The following is an 18,452-nucleotide window of genomic DNA, read 5'->3' as shown; positions in this document are numbered from 1 at the left end:
CATCGAAGGCATCAACTAATCCAATCGCCGCACACCTCCTGAAGGATTCTCATGTCTCGACTTACCCAACTAACCCCCGCTACGGCGGTGGGCACGTCCCGCGATCTGCTCTCGGACCTGGTCTCCCGCCATGGCCGAGTTGGGGACATGGTCTCCACGATGGCGCATTCACCAGCTGTATTGGGCGGCTATCTTCAGCTCAGCCGATCGATGAAACGCGCAAAACTGAACCGCAAGATCAGCGAGCGTATTTCCATTGCTGTCCAGGTCCAGCAAGGCTGCGGCCTTTGCCTCGACTCACATGTTGACGCAGCCCGCGCAGCTGGAATCGAGGAGGACGAAATCGGCCTCGCCCGCGCGGGCACCTCGGCCGACCCGGCGATTGCAGCGATCATCGCCCTGGGCCTCCGTATCTACCGCGACCCACAGGGAATCACCGATGAGCAGATCCTCGGGTTGCGGGACCACGGTTACAGCGACCGTGAAATCGTCGATGTCGTCGGCATCGTGGCTCTGAACATCCTCACAGGCGCCTTCAACCTGGTCGCCGGCTTGAGACCCGAACCCAATCCAGCCTCGTAGGAGTCTGAAGCCTCACTTTCGCGGGCGGCCTCTTGAGGGCCTGTCCCCTGCATGGATGAAAGGAAAACCATGCGTTTGTTCGCAATCCGCGACTACCGCCATCTTTTCAGCGCCCAAGTCATCGCCCTGTTCGGCACCGGCCTGGCGACGGTCGCCCTTGGCCTGCTCGCTTACGAGTTCGCTGGCCCGCGCGCGGGCGAGGTTCTCGGAACCGCACTGACAATCAAGATGGTCCTGTACGTGATCATCGCACCGCTGGCTGCCGCATATGTTGACCGGTTGCCCCGCCGGGCGTTCCTCATCACTCTCGATGTGGTTCGAGCTGCAGTGGTCCTTGCGCTGCCCTTTGTCACCGAGGTTTGGCATATTTACCTCCTGATCGGCCTCCTGCAGTCAGCGTCAGCGGCGTTCACGCCGACGTTCCAAGCGGTGATTCCCGATATCGTGACCGACAAAGCCGCCTACACGCGTGCCCTGTCCGCTTCCCAGGTCGCCTACACCATGGAGAGCCTGCTCAGTCCCGTGCTTGCCGCAGTCGCGCTGAGCTTCATGAGCTTCAATTGGCTTTTCCTGGGCACCTCAGTTGGATTCGTCGTCTCCGCGTTTCTCGTGATGTCCGCACGCATCCCCAACGCCCAACCCAGCGCCCACACCAGCGCTTGGGACAGGGCTGCGGCAGGAATCAGAACGTTCGTCAGGACACCTCGGTTGCGCGGCATCATGGCGCTTAACCTTGTTGTCGCAGCGGCCGGATCGATCGTGATCGTCAACACCGTCAACTACGTCCGCGATGAACTAGGCGGCTCCCAGTCCGACGTGGCCTGGATGATGGCAGCCTCTGGTGGTGGAACTCTGATGGCCGCGCTGGCACTCCCCCGTGTACTGGACCGGGTCGCCGATCGCACTGTCATGCTGAGCGGCGCCGCCGTTCTCGTGGCCGGTACCGCAGGGGCGCTCACATTCAGTGCGGCAGGGGTCCCTACTTGGGCTGGCACAGCGATCATCTGGGTGGTCATCGGAGCCGGAATGGCGATGATCATCACCCCGACGGGAAGAGTTCTCCGTGCTGCGGGTGAACCGAACCGGATACCGGAGGTCTTCGCAGCCCAATTCTCGCTCTCTCACCTTGCTTGGCTGATTACCTATCCCATTGCCGGCTGGCTCGGAACAAACGCCGGCCTAACCCTCACGTGGTCTGCGCTGGCAATCCTCACCGTCATAGGAGCAGCAGCTGCCCTCTACCTGTGGCCGCGCCATGATGGACACCACGACGACGTGATTCCGGCCCCGGTCCACCCCCAGACTGCGACAAGTCACGTAAAGACGGTCGCAGAAACCGGGGTGGCAGAGGGCACGCTGGCCGCGGGACAGTGCTCTTGTGTACGTATTTCCTGAACGAAGAAAACGTCGGTTTCCGACGTAACTAGAGCCGGGTACCGGGACCCTTGCGGGTTCCGGTGCCCGGCATCGTCACAATGACGGTTCGTCTATCGAAGGTGCTGAGGGTTCTGTACCACCGTCCACAGAGCCTTCAGAGCCCTTGCTGACGGCATGGAATTCGTTGCCGGTCGGCTACATTGGCAGCAGCACTGTTCTGCTGCTGAGGCAGAAGAGGTACCGGGCATGGGGCGCGTGCTCCAATGGGGTTCAGGAAGTTTGTGGTCCCGTAGATGGGGGCTTCTTGCCATGAGACGCCTCGCCACTGCCTGGACCTGAAGTGCGGTTCCCGTTGCGTCCTGCGGTTGGAGGTTCCGCCGTCCTGCATTCACTGCTGAGATTCTCAACGGTTAGCTACCAGTGCCGGAGCCGTTTCGGGGCGGCAGATGAGTTCCCCGCTGCGGGGAGGGGTCGGGCGCCGGGGCGAAGATTCGCGCCGTTCGGTCTAGCCGCAACGTAAGCGGGCAATGGCTTCGGACACTTCTCGAAGGAGGGTCTCGACAGTTCTGGGGTCTTGGCGCACGGCGCCTAGGACGCAGTATTTCATGTGGTCATCGACCAGTCCGAGACCGAGACTGCGCAATGCTGCGCTCAGGGCGGAGACCTGGGTAAGGATGTCGAGGCAATACTGCTCTCTGTTGAACATCCGGGCGATTCCTTGAGCCTGGCCCTCCATTCGTCTGAGGCGGGCAACGTAGCGGGCCTTGTTGCCGGTGTCCTGCGGGCTGCCGCCGCACAGATGACCCGCCGGTCTGGCCGTGGATGCGTTCGGGTACATAGCTGTCTCCTGATGCCCGGTGGTAGACCTTGGGCGCGGTGACTCAAGGTCACCGCGCCCAGAATGCGTTTTGCTGTGGGAGCGTCAGCCGGCGTGAGTGTATTTGGCCGGGTCGGCGTCGAAGGCCGGTCCGCAGCCTGCGCAGCAGAACCAGTAGCGCGTTCCTTCGAAGTCACGGTAGAGGCCGCTGGCCTCGGCTGCGGCCTTGACTACGGGCGTGCCGGCCATGACCGGGCAGTGGGCGATTGCGTCATTGTCTTGTGGGGGACGTTGGGTGAGAGTCAGGTCCTCTGTCGAAGTGTCCTTGGCGGAGGGGCTGCAGCAGCTTCCCATGGTGGTTTTCCTTTCGGGGTGGGTTAGGCGTCGACCGGCTGCGGCGCGCGGGAGCGGGCTGCGGTCGGTGACTGGTTTACCGCGTGGCTTTTGAAGGAGCGCAAGCGGAGGCTGTTGGTGACCACGAAGATGCTGCTGAATGCCATGGCGGCTCCGGCCAGCATGGGGTTGAGCAGCCCGAGGGCGGCCAGTGGTATCGCGGCTACGTTGTAGGCGAAGGCCCAGAACAGGTTGGTTTTAATCGTGCCCAGGGTTTTACGGGCAAGCCGGATCGCGTCGGCGGCAGCACGTAGATCTCCTCGGACCAAGGTGAGGTCCGCCGCTTCGATGGCCACGTCCGTCCCGGTTCCCATGGCCAGGCCCAGATCCGCCTGGGCAAGTGCCGCGGCGTCGTTGACGCCGTCGCCGACCATGGCCACGACCTTGCCCTGCTTCTGCAGGTCCGTGACAACACGGACTTTGTCTTGGGGCAGGACTTCTGCGATGACCTGTTCGATCCCCACCTGGGCGGCGACCTGTTCGGCGACGACACGATTGTCGCCTGTGAGCAGCACCGGCGTCAGACCAAGGGCGCGGAATTGCGCGATGGCTTCGGCGCTGGTGTCCTTGATCGCGTCGGCAACGGTGATCACACCGCGGACCTGCCCGTCCCAAGCTACGACTACTGCCGTCTCGCGGGCTGCTTCGGCCTCAGCCTTGGCCCTGGCAAGATCGGCCGGCATCGTCAGCGACCAGTCAGCGAGCATGGATTCACGTCCCACGATCACCAGGTGCCCATCGACCACGCCTTGAACGCCGCGTCCTTCGACATTCGCGAAGTTTTCCGGGGTTGGCAGGTCCCCGACACGTTCGGTGGCACCGCGTGCTATCGCTTGGGCGATGGGGTGTTCGGAGGAATCTTCCAAGGCTCCGGCGATGCGGAGCAGTTCGTCAGGGTTGGTGCCGGGTGCGGTGTGCACGCCCCGCAAGGTCATCTTGCCGGTGGTGACAGTACCGGTCTTATCGAGCAGGATGGTGTCGACCTTGCGGGTTGATTCGAGCACTTCGGGGCCCTTGATCAGGATGCCCAGCTGGGCTCCCCGGCCGGTGCCGACCAACAGTGCCGTTGGCGTGGCCAATCCCAAGGCGCACGGGCAGGCGATGATGAGAACGGCCACGGCTGCTGTGAATGCCGCCGTTACCGGGAAGCCTGCGCCGAGCCAGGCGGCCAGTGTGCCAACAGCGACTGCGATCACAATGGGCACGAACACACCCGAGATCCGATCAGCCAAACGCTGGACCTCGGCCTTGCCGGACTGGGCGTTCTCCACCAGTTGCGCCATTTGCGCCAGCTGGGTGTCCGAACCTACGCGTGTGGCGCGGATGACCAGCCGGCCACCGGAATTGACGGTGGCGCCGGTCACTGTGTCGCCGGCGCCGACTTCCACAGGCACCGATTCGCCGGTGAGCATCGACTCATCGACCGCGCTGCGGCCGCTGACGACCACGCCGTCCGTCGCGATCTTCTCGCCGGGACGGACTATGAACTCTTCGCCGACGGACAGCTGATCGGTGGGGATGCGAATCTCGTCACCGTCGCGCAGCACGGCCACGTCCTTGGCGCCCAACTCCAGTAAGGCGCGCAGCGCTGCCCCGGCCTGGCGCTTGGAACGCTTCTCAAAGTAGCGGCCTGCCAGGATGAACAGGATCACCCCGGCGCCGACTTCCAGGTAGATGTTGCCCGCACCATCAGTGGGAGCAACGGTCAGTTCAAAGGGATGCGTCATCCCCGGCGTCCCGGCGGTGCCGAAGAACAGGGCGTAAAGGGACCACAGGAACGCAGCTGTGGTGCCCATGGAGATCAAGGTGTCCATGGTCGCGGCACCGTGGCGCAGGTTGGTGTAGGCGGCTTTGTGGAAGGGCCAGCCCGCCCAGAGGATCACCGGGGCGGCCATCGCCAAGGAAAGCCATTGCCAGTAATTGAACTGCAGGGCAGGGAGCATTGCCATGGCGATGACGGGGATCGCGAGCACGGCACTGCCGATAAGCCGGTGTTTCAGCGACCTAAGTTCAGCGTCGGGACGGTTGTCGTCTTCCTCGTTTTGCTGTTCCCGCCGGGCGCTGGGCAGGGCCGCGGAGTATCCGGTCTTTTCGACCTCGGCGACCAAGGCCTGAGGATCGTATCCGGCAGGAGCGGTGATACGGGCTTTTTCGGTGGCGTAGTTTACGGAAGCGATGACGCCATCGAGCTTGTTGAGTTTGCGTTCGATCCGGTTGGCGCACGAGGCGCAGGTCATCCCGCCGATCTCGAGCTCGATGTCGAGTTCTGGCGCAGGTTGCCTGGCTGCTGATGCAGACATGGGGTACTACTTTCTCCCGGTGCGGGCCTGACCTGTCAGGGTCAGGCTCCTTGGGGGCTAGTGGGATGGGTCAGTGCCCGCCGTGTCCGTCGTCGGCTGTGCCGGCGTCGGTGGGTGCCTGATCGGGGGTAGGTGCGGTCGCAGCTCGGGGTGATCCGGTGGTGTCGACGGTGAACTGGGCGGTGTGAACCTTTCCGTCTACCTGGAAATCGAAGTAGAGGTAATAGCGGCCCGGCGTCGGGGGCGTGGTCGCAAATTTCACCTCTGGCCCGGAGACCCCGCCCTGACCCGGCCCGGCACCTTCAGGGTGGGTATGCAAGTAGGCCATGTCGCCTGCCCGCAGAGCCACCAGGTGCCCATAAGCCCCCAGGTAAGGCTGCAGGTTTGTTACCGGCTGCCCGCTGCGGTTAACGCTGACCGTCAGATCCGACGGTGATCCTGCCTGCAGATCGCCCTGAAGAGAGACCTGGAACCCTTGGACCTCAGCGGTGGCGGAGACCTCCGGTGCCGCCGGCTCGAGTGAACCGGCTACATCCACAGTCCGGGTCAGCGTCACATTCCCGTCCGAGCCGGTCGGGACGACGTCGGCGTAAATCCGGTACGTACCAGCGGCCTCCCACCGCCACGGCAGGGACCACCGCCCGGCGTCGTCCATGACAGGGTGCACGTGACGGTAATGCGTCCCGTCCGAACGCACCACGATCAGGTGAGCCCGCTTTTCATGCGAAGCCTCGAACCCGGTGACCGGGGAGGCGTCCTTGCCGGTAATGGTAAACGCCAGTTCCCCGTCTGCGCCCACGGCTGTGGGTGCGGTAATGTCCCCCAGCAGGTAACCGCCTCGTTCCGAGGTTACGCCCTGGACCGGAGAGCCGGCCGTGGAGGAGGCATCAGGCGTGGGTTGTTCTGCGTGCCCGGCCCCGGCGTGCCCGTCCATGGAACCTTCCGAGTGAGTCCAGGCCGCTACGGCTTGTTCCGGCACAAGGGCCGCCGCGCCCGCGAAGGCACCGGTGAAAATCACGGCAAGCCCCGCCGCGTAAGCACCCAGTCGTCCGGCTGCGTTCACGCCGACCGCACCCCCTGGTAGCCGGCAGTCTGCACGGCGGCCAGGACAGCCGCGTCCTCGACCGGCCCGGTGCCGGTGACCACGAGCCTGCCGCTCTGATGGCTGACGTCCACGGACTCGACGCCGGGCACTTCCAGGACCTCTTCGCGGATGGACATCTCGCAGTGTCCGCAGGTCATTCCGGTGACTTGGAATTCAGTGGTGTTCATGGTCTGCCTTACCCTTTCGCTGTACCCCTAGGGGGTATGTGTATAGTTGCTAAGGTACCCATGGGGGGTATCAATGTCAAACGCGCTAAACGGGTAGGAGACCGGAATGGATCGGCAGCAGGGAATCGTCATTGTTGGTGCGGGGGCTGCGGGTTTGAGCGCAGCAGCTACGGTACGGGCCGAAGGCTTCGAAGGGCCGCTGACCTTGATCAATGGGGAGCCCCATCAGCCCTACAACCGGACCCTGGTCAACAAAGGAGTCCTACCCGGTCTGCTCACTGCAGAGCAGATCACCCAACCTGGAGCCCGCGCACTTGAGGGCGATCTCCTCCAGGCCCGCGCTGCCGCTGTGGACACGGAGCGTTCAGTCCTCACCTTGGCGGACGGCCGCACTGTGCCATACGCCGCGCTGATCGCCGCCGCCGGGAGCTCCCCACGCCCGAACGACCGAATATCAGCTGCCCCCGACCGGGTCTTCCACCTCCACACAGCAGACGACGCCGCGCGGCTGCGCGCCCGACTGGGGCAGAACGCGGCAAGCAAGACTGTCGCGGTTCTCGGTGCGGGGTTCATCGGCGCTGAAACCGCCAGCTTCCTCGCCGATGCCGGTGCCCGGGTTCACCTCCTTTCCCGATCTGCCACACCACTGGCCTCTGCCTTGGGCAGTCGAATCGCGGAGCACATCGCCGAACTTCACCGACACAACGTCCACGCCTACTTCGGCCAGGACGTCACCACTCTCACCGCCGGTCCCGCCTCTGTCACCATCACGTTGAGCGATGGTCAGATCCTGGAGTCAGATCTTGTGGTCATCGCCCACGGCACCATGCCAAGCTCTGCCTGGCTCACCGGTGCCGATCAGGGCATTGCCGTCGATACCCGTATGCGCGCCCGGGATTACCAGGCTGTCTATGCAGCGGGCAGCCTTGCACTTCACCCAACCAGGGACGGTCAGCTTTACCGCATCGACCATTGGGATGCAGCCGTTGCCCAAGGCGCCCACGCGGCCCGTGCCGCTCTGCATGATCTGACCGGGGCACCCGATCCGGGTCCGTACACCCCGGACACCGGATTCACTCTTACCGTCTACCGGCACTCCGCAGCCGCGTACGGCGCAGTGGTACCCGGCAGCCACCAACGTCACCTGGGAACGGAGGATCCCAAAGCAATACTGACCAGCTTCCACCATCCCGGGGGCGGTATCACCGCGGTGGCAGGGCTGAATGCCTTCACCGAATTGCTCGCTGCACGCAGCAAAATCACCTTCCCTTAGGCCTCCAAAAACGTGCCGGCCATCAAACCACCAAGAAGGAGAACTCCATGTCCACCGTCAACCTCACAGAACAAGATTTCAGCCGCACCATCGAGGACAACAACATCGTCTTCGTTGACTTCTGGGCCAGCTGGTGCGGGCCCTGCCGGATGTTCGCCCCTACTTACGAAGCAGCCTCCGCAAGGCACGCCGATATCGTCTTCGCCAAGGTCGACACTGAGGCCGAACAAGCACTGGCCATGTCGGCTAAGATCACGTCCATCCCCACACTTATGGCCTTCCGGGAAGGGGTTGTGGTTTTCTCCCAGCCTGGAGCCCTGCCCGCCGGGGACTTGGAAAAAGTCGTCGCGGGCGTCAGGAATCTCGACATGTCGAAGGTACATGCAGATCAGGGTGGCCACTAAACACCCTCCCGATCGGGCCGGCCGCGTAGGAGCCGGCCCGAGTCAGTCCTACTATCCACTCGATTCGCGGGCGACCAAAGGATGGCCAGTGCCAGGGGATCAGCCAGAAAGGTCATGTAATGACACAAGCCCGTCTCAAGACAATGATGATGGTAGTCAAAGACTTACCCGTCACCTTTCACGCGAACCCCACCCGAAGGTGACCATGTCCGCCGACACTTTTCCCGAGACCGATCGCTCCCGCACCGTGCAGCGAAAAGTTGTCCGCGTGCTGGCATTGGCCCAGATTCTGGGAGGAATCGGCACCGGTGCCACCATGAGCCTCGGGGCGATGTTGGTCACTGACGTATCCGGCTCCGCAGCTTGGTCGGGTATGGCCATGACGATGGGGGCTCTGGGCGCTGCGTTGCTGGCAGTGCCCCTCGCCCGCCTGGCTCAGACCAGGGGCCGGCGGATTTCGCTCAGTACAGGAGCCTGGATCGCTGTGCTCGGTGGCGTGGTCGTGATCATCGCGGCGGGCGTGAGAAGTTTGCCGCTGCTTTTGCTTGGCATGGTGCTCATGGGCTCGGGTTCGGCTCTGAACCTGCAGGCCCGCTTCGCTGCAACTGACCTGGCGGCCGAGGCATCCCGGGGTCGGGATCTATCTCGTGTTGTTTGGTCGACAACCATCGGGGCAGTCGTCGGGCCGAATCTCTTTGGGCCTGGAGAAAGCCTGGGCGAGATCATGGGGATGCCGCCGTTTACCGGAGGGTTCATTATTGGCGGCATCGCGCAGCTGCTTGGAGCCGCCGTCTATCTCGTTGGCCTGCGGCCGGATCCGTTGCTCATCGCAACTCAAGCCCGAGATGCAGTGGGAGGCATCCAGTCCCGGACCGACGGAACTTCAGTAGGCGGTTTCCGCTTGCTGCGCTCTTCACCGGGCGCGAAACGTGCGGTGCTCACCCTGGCTTCAAGCCACGCCGTCATGGTGGCACTTATGGCCATGACCCCCGTGCATTTAACCGGATATGGCGCCTCGCTCACCATGGTTGGGCTGACGATCAGCCTGCATGTGGTTGGCATGTTCGCGTTCTCCCCGGCCCTTGGTTACCTTACGGACCGCTTTGGTGCACGGTTAGTTGTCTTGGCAGGGCAGGCCATACTTCTTGGTGCCTTGGTGTTGGCCATGCTGGGGTCCAACAATGACGTCCTGGTCGCCGTGAGCTTGGGCTTGCTGGGCTTGGGCTGGTCGGCCTCCACTCTCGCCGGCTCCGCTATGGTCAGCCAAGCGGTTGGGTCCGTTCATCGACCACGGCTGCAGGGCGTTTCTGATTCACTCATGAACTTGGCAGGAGCGGCAGGCGGCGCAGCCGCGGGACCCGTCCTCGCATACATCGGATTCAACGGGCTAAGTGCCGCCCTTATCGCACTGGTGGCTGTCACGGTGATAGCCCAGATCGGGCGCAGGTAAAGAAGAGGCCGCCCTGCAGGGTGCAGGGCGGCCACTTCAGGTTCGGCCTAGTTTGTGCCCGCCATCATTCCGCTGCTCCGGCGAGCCGATGCCACCTCCTCCGAGGGAATCACGAGGGTTGGCCGGGTAGCGTGGTGAAGGACGTTTGCCGATGTGCTCCCTAACAGGGTCGCTTTGAAGCCACGCAACCCGCGCGACCCAAGAACGATCAGATCGACATCCAGCTCCTCGGCGGTGTTCACAATGATTTCGGACGCCGTGGCCATCGTGGAAGCGATCAACGGCTCGGCGATCAAGCCGAGGCTGCGGGCCAATTCTGCACCTTCAGCGGCAATCCGTTCTGAAACATCGAGCGCTGCAGCATCAAGTTCCTGTAATTCCTCCAGAGCCGGATGGCCTTCCAGATGCGCTGCGAAGCCCTCCATCGGCTGGCGGGCATAGAGCAGCACCGCTGTAGCGCCTGGAAATAGGTTTGCGACTGTCTGCATTGCGCTCTGCGCGTTAGGGGACCCGTCGTAGGCGATGAGCAGTTTTGGAGTAAGCATGTGCGTTTCCTCTCTAGTAATTGGTGTCTGAGCCCAATTGCGCCCAGACACCTCTGTTGTGGAGCCGTGCCTGCAGCTTGTCGAGCGCAGGTTGCTGAACTTTCCTGCGTGTTACACCGAGATCGATTCGTCCGCTGCCGGCGTGGATGACCGAGGCTTTTTCATTGCAAAGCCTGTGATGACGGCTCCGACCAGGGCGAGGATTCCTGCGCCGATGAAGGCTGCGGAATACCCTTGGGTCAGCTCTACCCGGGAGGGGTCGGTGCCGGAGATGCCGTAAACGATTGCCGTGAGAACTGCGAGTCCAAGTGCGGACCCGATCTGGTAACTGGTGCTCACCAGCCCCGAAGCAACGCCGGTTTCAGCAGGCGGGGCCGCGTTAATGGCAGTGCCCAGGGAGGGGACGAACGCCAGTGACATTCCAAGGGCAGCCAGGAGCGATGCGGGAAGAACGTCGACAGCATAGTTACCGTCCGGGCGGACGAAGGAAAGCCACACGAGCCCTGCAGCCAACAAGAGCAAGCCGCTAACAATCAGCGATTTCGCACCGAACCTGCCCTGGAGCCGTGGAGCCCACGCGATCATGACGAGAACCACAAGACCGGTCATCGGCAGGAGCGCGGCGCCGGCCGCGAACGCAGTCGCGCCCAGGACCTGCTGCAGGTAGAGGTTCAGGAAGAACCACATGGACACCCATGCAGCACCCAGCAGCAGTTGTGCACCGTTGGCAGCCCCCAGCAGGGGTGCTCGGAGCAAGCCCAGACGCATCAAAGGATTACGGCTTCGCGCCTGGATGATGAAGAAAATCACCAGCAGGACAAGACCGCCAGCCAGGATGCTGAGGGTGGGGACAGTGAGCCAACCAACTTCAGGTGCATTAACAACGGGGTAGACAACCGCGGCCAGCCCGCCAGTAACGGTGAGCGCCCCGGCGACGTCGATGGATCCGGACGCCTTTTTCACGGTCCGGGGAAGCGACGTTGCCGTGAATGCGAGAACGAAGACAGCGATCGGGATGGTTACGTAGAACACCCAAGGCCAGCTGGCGTACTCCGTCAACACTCCACCGAGGAAAACCCCCGCAGTGCCACCGATGGGCGCCGCTGCGCCGTAGACAGCAAATGCTTTCGGAAGGTCGGACGTACCGCCGAACAGCATCATCAACAGAGTAAGAGCCGCAGGCGCAATCAACGCAGACCCGGCACCTTGGATAGCACGGCCTGCGATCTCCACGCCGACACTGTTGGCCGCCCCGGCCAGCAACGAGCCCGCGATGAGGATGATCCAACCCAACGCAAAGATCTTCCGGGCGCCGAAGACATCCGAGAGACGACCTCCCAACAAGAGCAGCCCACCGAAGGCCACAACGTACGCGTTGAAGACCCATGACAGCGATTCCGGCGTGAATCCAAGGTCCTTTTGAATATCGGGCAGAGCGACACCAATGATCGAGGTGTCCATAATGACGACGAACTGCGCCGTAGCGATCAACACCAGGCCCAGCCAGCGCTTCGCCGGCGATAGGGGTGGATGGGTAGACATTTAACTTCCTCCTGAGAACTGCCGGAGATACCGACTAGATGCAGGGTATACCCATAGGGGGTATGGGTGTCAATAATTCATCAACTCGCATGCTTGGTACCCCGGGTGGGTATTAGGATGCGTGTTTCGCGGCAGACGCCCTCACAAAAGATCCGGCGCTCAGCGCCGCCTGAAGTGCCGGAGGTTGCTGAAGTAGGCACAGGCACCCCCTTGGGTGTCCCGCCTTCGAGGATCCACGGGTTTTTGGGACATGGCTTTTGCCCGCATCACGGCCTGGTTGTTCCGGAAAGCGAGCCCCTGTACGTTAATTAGTAAGCAGACTGATGATTTAGTCAGTGCGCAGGAGGCCCGTAAAGAGCGCTGGGAATTCAGGAATGAGCGACCCGAGGCAGACAGCACGCAACCTGCTTGAGCAGGACGGCTTCACGCTGGAGCAGCTATGGATCAAATACTGGGCGGAGGGAGGAAACGCCAACGCCTTGGAACTGGACGCCTATGTGCACGAAGCCCTCAGACCGCATCCTTTCGAGCTCACCCTCCTAACCTGGGCCGTCGAAGACCTGCAGGACGACTAGCACGCAACTGCAGTCAGGCTCAGACGAAGAGCAGTGTCCCACTTCCTTGGAAATGGGACACTCGGTGGCATAGCCCCAGGCCGGCTTGATTGGCTTGTGCGAAAGTGGATCTAAATCTTTATTCGGCGGCGTTAGGCAGCACCATTACTACAATGCATCTTCTCCACGGCGGCGCCCCAGGTCTCAAAGTCGGAGACAAGGTCCTGTCTCGGATGGAGACCGGGGTGAAGTCACTGACATTGGCAGCTAGTTTAGAGCTAGGTTTGGGATGTTCCCATGTGGAGGTCCGGCTTGAGGGTTGGCACGTCATGTTGTGCGACCTGAAGGCAACCAACGGCACCGTGCTCATCCGGGAAGGCCAGGCACCCCGCCGGCTTGCCCAAAACGAAATGGCCATCCTGCTGGACGGCGACATCGCCGAGCTGGGCGACAACATTTCATTGCGTTTCGAGGAGATTCTTTGAGTTCCAAGAGGCCCCCCGCGCCGCCTCCACCCATCCCGGGTTTTAAGTACATCAGCCTGCTCGGCTCCGGTGGCTTCTCGGATGTCTACCTTTATGAGCAGGATCGACCGCGCCGAAAAGTAGCGGTCAAGGTGCTGTTGTCCGATTTGAAGACCGAAGGGGCCCGCCGCCGTTTCGAGTCCGAAGCGAACCTCATGGCGCAGTTGTCCTCGCACCCTTACATCGTGACGATCTTCGAAGCCGAGATCACCGAGAACGGACACTCGTACCTCGCCATGGAGTACTGCTCCAGGCCGAGCCTCGACGTCCGCTATCGTCGCCAGCGCTTCAGCGTGGATGAGGTCCTGGCCGTCGGCATCCAGGTGGCTTCCGCCGTCGAGACCGCTCACCGGGCAGGAATTGTGCACCGGGACATCAAGCCTGCCAACATCCTCGTCACCGATTACAACCGGCCTGCCCTGACTGACTTTGGTATCTCCGGCACCATCGGCGCTGACACCGAGGACGACGCCGGCATGTCCATCCCGTGGTCTCCGCCGGAGCAGTTCCGCGGAGGTGCCGTTGATGGTGTTCCTGTGGACATTTGGGCCCTGGGTGCAACGCTGTACACGCTGCTGGCGGGTCGTTCGCCCTTTGTCCTCCCGGGACAGGACAACTCGCAGCGGGAACTGATCTCCCGCATCACCAACTCACCACTGCCCAGGCTGGGCCGTGCCGACGTTCCGGAGTCCCTGGAACTCGTTCTTGCCACGTCCATGGCCAAGTCACCGGAATCCCGTTATTCCTCGGCGCACGCTTTCGCGCTTGCACTGCAGCGGATCCAGGCTGAACTGAACCTGTCTGTGACGCCATTCGAGGTTCTGGAAGAACCCGGGCACGGGGACGACCAGCACCCGGACGACAACTTCGAGGAAACCCGGGTCCGGAGCATCGCTTCGATCGATCCCGACGCCTCAGGAACCGCCACCACAGGCTCAGCGCCCACTTTCCCGGCGCGAACCTTCCCGTCCACGGTTCCCGGCGCCACCCAGCAGCCTGCTCAACCAGCTCAGCCGCCCGCTCAATCCAGCCACCCTCCGCAAACTGTCCAGTCGCGGGGAGGTGCCACCGCCGCGGAGTCGTTCACGGCGCTGTCGTCGTACGCGGCCCCCGGCAGCCAAAACGCTCCCGCCGAGCCTGACACGGCAGAGTCCACAGTGCTGCGTGGCTGGCAGCCCTCACGTCCGCAGGACGATCTTGGCGCAACCGTCAGCCGCTCCAACGCCCCCTCCGGGGCCTCCCCGGTCACGCAGGAGGATGCTCCGTCGGCAGATCACAGCAAGCGCAACCTGTGGTTTGCCGCCACTGGCGCGGCAGTGCTGGTAGTGGCCATTGTGGTGGGAGTGGTGTTGGGCGCCCAGGCGCAGTCAAAGGTGGCACCCACAGAAACGACAAGCAAGGAGCCGGCTGACCCTCTGGGCGATGGCGGCGTTCCGGAAGTGGAGGGGTTATTCGCTGAGCGCCATCCCGGGGATCCGGACCTTGTTGACTTCCATTGGAAGAATCCGCAGCCACAACGGGGTGACACCTACAAATATCGGGATAAGTCCGCCAAATTCGAAGGCGAATACAAAACCACTCTTGACGGCGAACCCACCACAACTGTGTGGGGCTTGGAATTGCCTGTTTGCCTCCAGGTCATCATCGTCCGCGCAGATGGCTCCGCATCGCCAGGCGGTCCTGAGTCCATTGCCTGCCTGGAGAGGTAACAGGACTGTGAGAGAAGCATATTGTCCATGAAGGAGGCACAGATCAGGGGGATCTAGCAGTGGATTTCTGGGGAGTGGCACGAACCATTCGATGTGGATGTTTTCGATATTGGGCGCGAAGAGCGACTCGGACTCTCTCCGCGGTTCTTCGCCAAATCTTGCGGCGCGCCCCAGGCGCAGGGAGTCGCCGACGGATTGTTCACATTGGAACGCGATGGCATCCTTTTATTGTGAAACTGGCCGAACACAACAGTTGAGGTAGGCGGCCGATGGAACGGGTGTCCGGTGAAGGATCCTCCTACGGCACACAATCGTCAGTGCAGTCGACTTCTGACATTCAGTGCAGTCATCTTCTGAAAACGACACCGGCGGACGGCCTCCGCGTAATATTTCCGTCCCAGATGTTGTCCCAAATCATCTGCCGTGAACAGCAGTCACAAAGACAACTTCCGGGACAGTTACCCCTGTGGCTCAGGAGTCCATGCCTAGGTATCGGTAGACGGTGGCACGGCTGGTTCCGATGATCTTTCCGATGTCCGTCGGCTTGAGACCGCGAGCTTTCAGTTCATGTGCCCTCTTGACCTTCTCGTGGTCTGTCGTGATTTCCCGGCGGCCTGCTTTGCGTCCGTTAGAAGCTGCAGCCGCCATGCCGGCCTTGGTGCGCTCGGAAAGCTGGTCTCGTTCAAGCTGGGCGAAAGCGGAAATGATGGTGACCATCGCCTGGGCCATTGCTCCCCCGACCTCGCTGGCTGGGTCAGTGGCGATGCCATCCCTTAGGGAACGGAACTTGATGCCTCGCACCTTGAAATCATCCAAGAGCTCGAGCAGGTGGCGCGTGTTTCGTCCCAACCGGTCCAGCTTCCACACCACGACCTCATCCCCTGGGCCGAGACGGTCAAGCATCCGGTCCAGCTCCGGACGACTTACCCGCGTCCCGCTGATCCCTTGGTCTTTATAGATTCGCTCGCACCCGGCTGCTTCCAGTTCCCGGATCTGCAAATCGGTGTTTTGGTCAGCCAGGCTGACGCGGGCGTATCCAAGGCGTGCCATCACTTCTCCGGGTCTTATCAAAGGACAAATAGGAGTGATGCTGAGAATACCTTAGTGAGACACATTGTTGGGACAATCGACATGCAGGAAATCCGCGAGCCGGAATCCTCAACCAGGCCCAGCCCTGCGGTTCTTATCAAAGGATCCATTGATGAGATGGACGCAGAGAGCAGGCAGGTTGCTGTTATCCGCCCCGTCATCGTGCATTTCACCGTGCGGGTCTTAGGTACATGCCGGGGTCGTGATTCGACGGCGTCCCGGATCCGACTTCATGGATGCACGCTGAGGGACCGACTTAAGGGCATCTTGCATTAGCCTGCTGATTCCCCGTCTGATCTCTCCCGTACGATCGGAGCATGACTCAGATTGCCGAGATTGCTATCCCGCTAGCTCAATGGGAGCTACCAGTTACATCGGGAGAATTTCTGAGTGTGGAAGTTCGCGCTGGCCAGGTCTTGACGATTCTTGGGGCCAATGGCTCGGGAAAGTCTGCGTTAGCGTCTTGGATGTCCATCAATGCGCCACTTGCACCTCTTAAGCGGGTTTTGGCTCAGAGGAAACTTTGGTTCCAGCATGCTGGGCCGGCGATTAGCTCCGCGGATCGTGAGTCGTACGTTTCAACGATGGGTCACTGGGATCGGGCCACAGATTCGCGCTATATCGATCACGCGGATTCACGACGATCGAGCATTGCCTTGTTCGACCTGCTCGGCCGTATTAACTCTGAAAGCCGGAGAGTAGCTGCCCTATACGACGGCGGTGCAAGTCGGGCGGACGTCGATTCCGCCGTTGGGAGTCGATTGTTCGACACGCTCAACACGTTGCTAGAACGCGCAGGGCTGCATATCGAACTCAGTGTGACCGAATCGGATAATTTTGTCGCTCAGCACAAAAGCCTGGGCTCAAGTTATCCGATCTACCTCATGTCCGACGGTGAGAAAAGTGCTCTGTTCCTTGCCGCTGACGTCCTTACCGCCGCACCTGGCACAACCATCATCATTGACGAACCAGAGCGTCATCTTCACCGTTCAATTTCAGCGGGTCTTATCGAAGCGATAATTGCAGCGCGAGCAGACTGTGCTTTCGTCGTACTCACACACGACCTTGATCTCGCCTCAAACCTCTCGATTAAACAAGGTGAGACTTTCAGTGTCCTTGGTGTGAAGTGGGAGGGAGAGAAGCCCGTCCACTGGGACATCCATAAGATTCCTGCAGCAGACGGACTATCGGAAACTGCGCGGCGAGCAATTCTTGGCGGTCGTCGGCAGGTGCTCTTCATCGAGGGCGATAGCGCGAGCTTGGACCTGGCACTTTACCGGGTGCTTTTTCCTGACTGGTTCCTCGTCCCGAGTGGAGGTTGCGACATGGTCATCCGCTCGGTGACCGGTCTCCGCGAGAGCCAAGACCATCATTGGGTAAACGCGGTAGGGCTGGTCGACGGTGATGGACGGACCATTGAGGAGCGCGAGTCCTTGGTAAACCGTGGCATTCATGTTCTCCCAGTAAGTGAGATCGAGAATCTCTATTTCGAATCACAAGTACTACGGGACGTCGCCACCAAGCAGGCCCAGACCCTCGGCCGCGATAGGGATGAGCTCCTGGCCGACGCTGAGGGGAGGGCAATGAATACGCTTGGTAGTCCTGGCACACTGGAAAGGCTGGCTGCGAAGCTTGCCAAAGATGCGCTGGCGCGAAAGTTGGTTGCTCACATGCCTGAAACAGTCGGGAGTGCCGACATCACGATCACCATCTCGTCTCCATACACAGAGATTCTGAGCGAGTTGCGAGAATATCTCGAAAACAGGAAATACGACGAGCTGGTGAGGCTCCTTCCGATCAGAAATACCAGCGTGAGGAACGAGATCGCTGGGGCGCTCGGATTTCGATCGGTAAGCGACTACCAACGAGCTGCCCTCGTCTCCATTGCATCAAATTCGGTGCTGCGAGCTGCCCTTGACGTCCCGGTCGGCAATCCCACCGGATCTTGATCCCTCGTTCATTTTTGGTGGACTCCCGTTCCCGAGGAGATTGCGTGCATGCGTACGCTGAGGGATCCTCTAATGGAAATGGTCTGTCGGAACGTTTCCACATGCTCGTTGAGATCAGCTGAAGGGTGGCCGCCGGTCATTGATTGCTGTCAGTAGGTCGTTCAGCTTGACGATAGCTTCGTCGAACCACTCATCGTCGATCCAGAAGCGCGCGCCGGTGGTCCGTCTGTTCGTTGTCTCTGCACGCATCAAGCGTTGAGAGTTACTTGGGTGTGTAGCTGGGCGGGCATGAAGCACGTCGTTTCTAATTGCAGCAGCCGCGTAGAGCGCGAGGTAGACAGCAACCAGGTACTCCTTCGTTGGTCCGTCTGTCATATCGGTAGTAGCCGCCTTGATCTTGGTCGCAATCCCTGACGTCATTTCAGGCTCTAGTCGATCGAGCGTGAAAGCGTCGGGCAGAGCGGCCACGAGTCGATGGAGGTCACCGAGGATCGTCCACTCCATCGAGGAAATCGTGTATGCGATCTCACCGATACGGGCGAGATAGCTCGGCTCAGGGAGGGCGACCCGCGAATGTTTCATGACGGCAGCTTAGCCGGAGCCCCGCATTGAAACTTCCGACGGCCAGAGCCTCAAGTGAGGGCTCGGAGAAGGGTGGCCGGTGAGGGATCT

18 protein-coding genes are annotated in these 18,452 nt (G+C 61.5%); 9 read left to right on the top strand and 9 right to left on the bottom strand.

All coding sequences use genetic code 11. The annotated features are described in order from the left end of the window. Positions 1-51 precede the first annotated feature (51 nt). Positions 52-582 carry a carboxymuconolactone decarboxylase family protein gene (locus tag AR689_RS22170; protein ID WP_017197922.1) on the top strand — a complete coding sequence of 177 codons (531 nt, stop codon included), beginning with the start codon at positions 52-54 and terminating at the stop codon, positions 580-582. 69 nt (positions 583-651) lie between these two features. Then, on the top strand, positions 652-1,977 hold the full coding sequence (locus tag AR689_RS22165; RefSeq protein ID WP_062073687.1) for an MFS transporter: 1,326 nt from the start codon (positions 652-654) through the stop codon (positions 1,975-1,977). 487 nt (positions 1,978-2,464) lie between these two features. Here AR689_RS22165 and AR689_RS22160 read toward each other — a convergent pair whose 3' ends face one another. From AR689_RS22160 to AR689_RS22140, 5 genes are all read right to left on the bottom strand, one after another. Further along, the gene (locus AR689_RS22160; RefSeq protein ID WP_062073685.1) at positions 2,465-2,797 is read right to left on the bottom strand and encodes a metal-sensitive transcriptional regulator; all 333 of its coding nucleotides are present in this window, start codon (positions 2,795-2,797) and stop codon (positions 2,465-2,467) included. An 84-nt stretch (positions 2,798-2,881) separates the two neighbouring features. After that, positions 2,882-3,130 carry a YHS domain-containing protein gene (locus AR689_RS22155; protein ID WP_062073683.1) on the bottom strand — a complete coding sequence of 83 codons (249 nt, stop codon included), beginning with the start codon at positions 3,128-3,130 and terminating at the stop codon, positions 2,882-2,884. Between the two features lie 23 nt (positions 3,131-3,153). After that, on the bottom strand, positions 3,154-5,469 hold the full coding sequence (locus AR689_RS22150) for a heavy metal translocating P-type ATPase (RefSeq protein WP_062073681.1): 2,316 nt from the start codon (positions 5,467-5,469) through the stop codon (positions 3,154-3,156). Between the two features lie 70 nt (positions 5,470-5,539). Next, a complete protein-coding gene (locus tag AR689_RS22145) occupies positions 5,540-6,532 on the bottom strand; it encodes a DUF8832 domain-containing protein (protein ID WP_062073679.1) in 993 nt (330 codons plus the stop codon). Next, a complete protein-coding gene (locus AR689_RS22140) occupies positions 6,529-6,741 on the bottom strand; it encodes a heavy-metal-associated domain-containing protein (RefSeq protein ID WP_062073676.1) in 213 nt (70 codons plus the stop codon). The genes AR689_RS22145 and AR689_RS22140 overlap by 4 nt, the downstream gene beginning before the upstream one ends. A gap of 106 nt (positions 6,742-6,847) precedes the next feature. Between AR689_RS22140 and AR689_RS22135 the strand changes: the two genes are divergently transcribed. The 3 genes from AR689_RS22135 to AR689_RS22125 all read left to right on the top strand — a co-directional run bounded on the left by AR689_RS22135 (position 6,848) and on the right by AR689_RS22125 (position 9,868). Beyond that, positions 6,848-8,014 (top strand): FAD-dependent oxidoreductase, encoded by a 1,167-nt coding sequence (locus AR689_RS22135; RefSeq protein WP_062073674.1) that lies wholly within the window; start codon positions 6,848-6,850, stop codon positions 8,012-8,014. A 47-nt stretch (positions 8,015-8,061) separates the two neighbouring features. Continuing rightward, complete coding sequence (trxA, locus tag AR689_RS22130; RefSeq protein ID WP_062073672.1) at positions 8,062-8,418, top strand: thioredoxin; 357 nt, start codon at positions 8,062-8,064, stop codon at positions 8,416-8,418. A 205-nt stretch (positions 8,419-8,623) separates the two neighbouring features. Beyond that, positions 8,624-9,868 (top strand): MFS transporter, encoded by a 1,245-nt coding sequence (locus tag AR689_RS22125; protein WP_062073670.1) that lies wholly within the window; start codon positions 8,624-8,626, stop codon positions 9,866-9,868. 47 nt (positions 9,869-9,915) lie between these two features. Here the strand turns inward: AR689_RS22125 and AR689_RS22120 are convergent, their stop codons facing one another. Both AR689_RS22120 and AR689_RS22115 read right to left on the bottom strand, forming a co-directional pair. After that, the gene (locus tag AR689_RS22120) at positions 9,916-10,413 is read right to left on the bottom strand and encodes a universal stress protein (RefSeq protein WP_062073668.1); all 498 of its coding nucleotides are present in this window, start codon (positions 10,411-10,413) and stop codon (positions 9,916-9,918) included. Between the two features lie 111 nt (positions 10,414-10,524). Next, the gene (locus tag AR689_RS22115; protein ID WP_062073666.1) at positions 10,525-11,955 is read right to left on the bottom strand and encodes an MFS transporter; all 1,431 of its coding nucleotides are present in this window, start codon (positions 11,953-11,955) and stop codon (positions 10,525-10,527) included. 374 nt (positions 11,956-12,329) lie between these two features. Here AR689_RS22115 and AR689_RS22110 point away from each other — a divergent pair, with 374 nt between their 5' ends. The 3 genes from AR689_RS22110 (at position 12,330) to AR689_RS22100 (ending at position 14,742) form a co-directional block, all read left to right on the top strand. Beyond that, positions 12,330-12,530 carry a hypothetical protein gene (locus tag AR689_RS22110; protein WP_017197910.1) on the top strand — a complete coding sequence of 67 codons (201 nt, stop codon included), beginning with the start codon at positions 12,330-12,332 and terminating at the stop codon, positions 12,528-12,530. 308 nt (positions 12,531-12,838) lie between these two features. After that, on the top strand, positions 12,839-12,994 hold the full coding sequence (locus AR689_RS22105) for a hypothetical protein (RefSeq protein WP_231745631.1): 156 nt from the start codon (positions 12,839-12,841) through the stop codon (positions 12,992-12,994). After that, positions 12,991-14,742, top strand: a complete 1,752-nt coding sequence (locus AR689_RS22100; RefSeq protein ID WP_062073662.1) for a serine/threonine-protein kinase — start codon at positions 12,991-12,993, stop codon at positions 14,740-14,742. Before AR689_RS22105 ends, AR689_RS22100 begins: the two co-directional genes overlap by 4 nt. A gap of 471 nt (positions 14,743-15,213) precedes the next feature. Here the strand turns inward: AR689_RS22100 and AR689_RS22095 are convergent, their stop codons facing one another. Then, on the bottom strand, positions 15,214-15,792 hold the full coding sequence (locus tag AR689_RS22095; protein ID WP_062073660.1) for a recombinase family protein: 579 nt from the start codon (positions 15,790-15,792) through the stop codon (positions 15,214-15,216). A gap of 356 nt (positions 15,793-16,148) precedes the next feature. Here AR689_RS22095 and AR689_RS22090 point away from each other — a divergent pair, with 356 nt between their 5' ends. Beyond that, positions 16,149-17,780 carry an AAA family ATPase gene (locus tag AR689_RS22090; RefSeq protein WP_062073658.1) on the top strand — a complete coding sequence of 544 codons (1,632 nt, stop codon included), beginning with the start codon at positions 16,149-16,151 and terminating at the stop codon, positions 17,778-17,780. Between the two features lie 114 nt (positions 17,781-17,894). On the opposite strand, the gene AR689_RS22085 is transcribed toward AR689_RS22090, so the two are convergent. Further along, positions 17,895-18,362, bottom strand: a complete 468-nt coding sequence (locus AR689_RS22085) for a hypothetical protein (protein WP_062073656.1) — start codon at positions 18,360-18,362, stop codon at positions 17,895-17,897. Between the last annotated feature and the right edge of the window lie 90 nt (positions 18,363-18,452).

The organism is Arthrobacter sp. EpRS71 (genome assembly GCF_001512285.1).
In the GTDB taxonomy this organism is placed as follows: domain Bacteria; phylum Actinomycetota; class Actinomycetes; order Actinomycetales; family Micrococcaceae; genus Arthrobacter.
Note: the sequence above shows the minus strand (reverse complement) of the source record. Positions and strands in the feature narration are given on the sequence as shown.

What these genes read in the sequence shown, in the direction of transcription:
- AR689_RS22160 (WP_062073685.1), bottom strand. Translation starts at nt 2,797, where the DNA reads ATGTACCCGAACGCATCCACGGCCAGACCGGCGGGTCATCTGTGCGGC.
- AR689_RS22125 (WP_062073670.1), top strand. Translation starts at nt 8,624, where the DNA reads ATGTCCGCCGACACTTTTCCCGAGACCGATCGCTCCCGCACCGTGCAG.
- AR689_RS22170 (WP_017197922.1), top strand. Translation starts at nt 52, where the DNA reads ATGTCTCGACTTACCCAACTAACCCCCGCTACGGCGGTGGGCACGTCC.
- AR689_RS22090 (WP_062073658.1), top strand. Translation starts at nt 16,149, where the DNA reads ATGACTCAGATTGCCGAGATTGCTATCCCGCTAGCTCAATGGGAGCTA.
- AR689_RS22140 (WP_062073676.1), bottom strand. Translation starts at nt 6,741, where the DNA reads ATGAACACCACTGAATTCCAAGTCACCGGAATGACCTGCGGACACTGC.
- AR689_RS22135 (WP_062073674.1), top strand. Translation starts at nt 6,848, where the DNA reads ATGGATCGGCAGCAGGGAATCGTCATTGTTGGTGCGGGGGCTGCGGGT.
- AR689_RS22155 (WP_062073683.1), bottom strand. Translation starts at nt 3,130, where the DNA reads ATGGGAAGCTGCTGCAGCCCCTCCGCCAAGGACACTTCGACAGAGGAC.
- trxA (WP_062073672.1), top strand. Translation starts at nt 8,062, where the DNA reads ATGTCCACCGTCAACCTCACAGAACAAGATTTCAGCCGCACCATCGAG.
- AR689_RS22110 (WP_017197910.1), top strand. Translation starts at nt 12,330, where the DNA reads ATGAGCGACCCGAGGCAGACAGCACGCAACCTGCTTGAGCAGGACGGC.
- AR689_RS22165 (WP_062073687.1), top strand. Translation starts at nt 652, where the DNA reads ATGCGTTTGTTCGCAATCCGCGACTACCGCCATCTTTTCAGCGCCCAA.
- AR689_RS22150 (WP_062073681.1), bottom strand. Translation starts at nt 5,469, where the DNA reads ATGTCTGCATCAGCAGCCAGGCAACCTGCGCCAGAACTCGACATCGAG.
- AR689_RS22105 (WP_231745631.1), top strand. Translation starts at nt 12,839, where the DNA reads ATGTTGTGCGACCTGAAGGCAACCAACGGCACCGTGCTCATCCGGGAA.
- AR689_RS22115 (WP_062073666.1), bottom strand. Translation starts at nt 11,955, where the DNA reads ATGTCTACCCATCCACCCCTATCGCCGGCGAAGCGCTGGCTGGGCCTG.
- AR689_RS22095 (WP_062073660.1), bottom strand. Translation starts at nt 15,792, where the DNA reads ATGGCACGCCTTGGATACGCCCGCGTCAGCCTGGCTGACCAAAACACC.
- AR689_RS22120 (WP_062073668.1), bottom strand. Translation starts at nt 10,413, where the DNA reads ATGCTTACTCCAAAACTGCTCATCGCCTACGACGGGTCCCCTAACGCG.
- AR689_RS22085 (WP_062073656.1), bottom strand. Translation starts at nt 18,362, where the DNA reads ATGAAACATTCGCGGGTCGCCCTCCCTGAGCCGAGCTATCTCGCCCGT.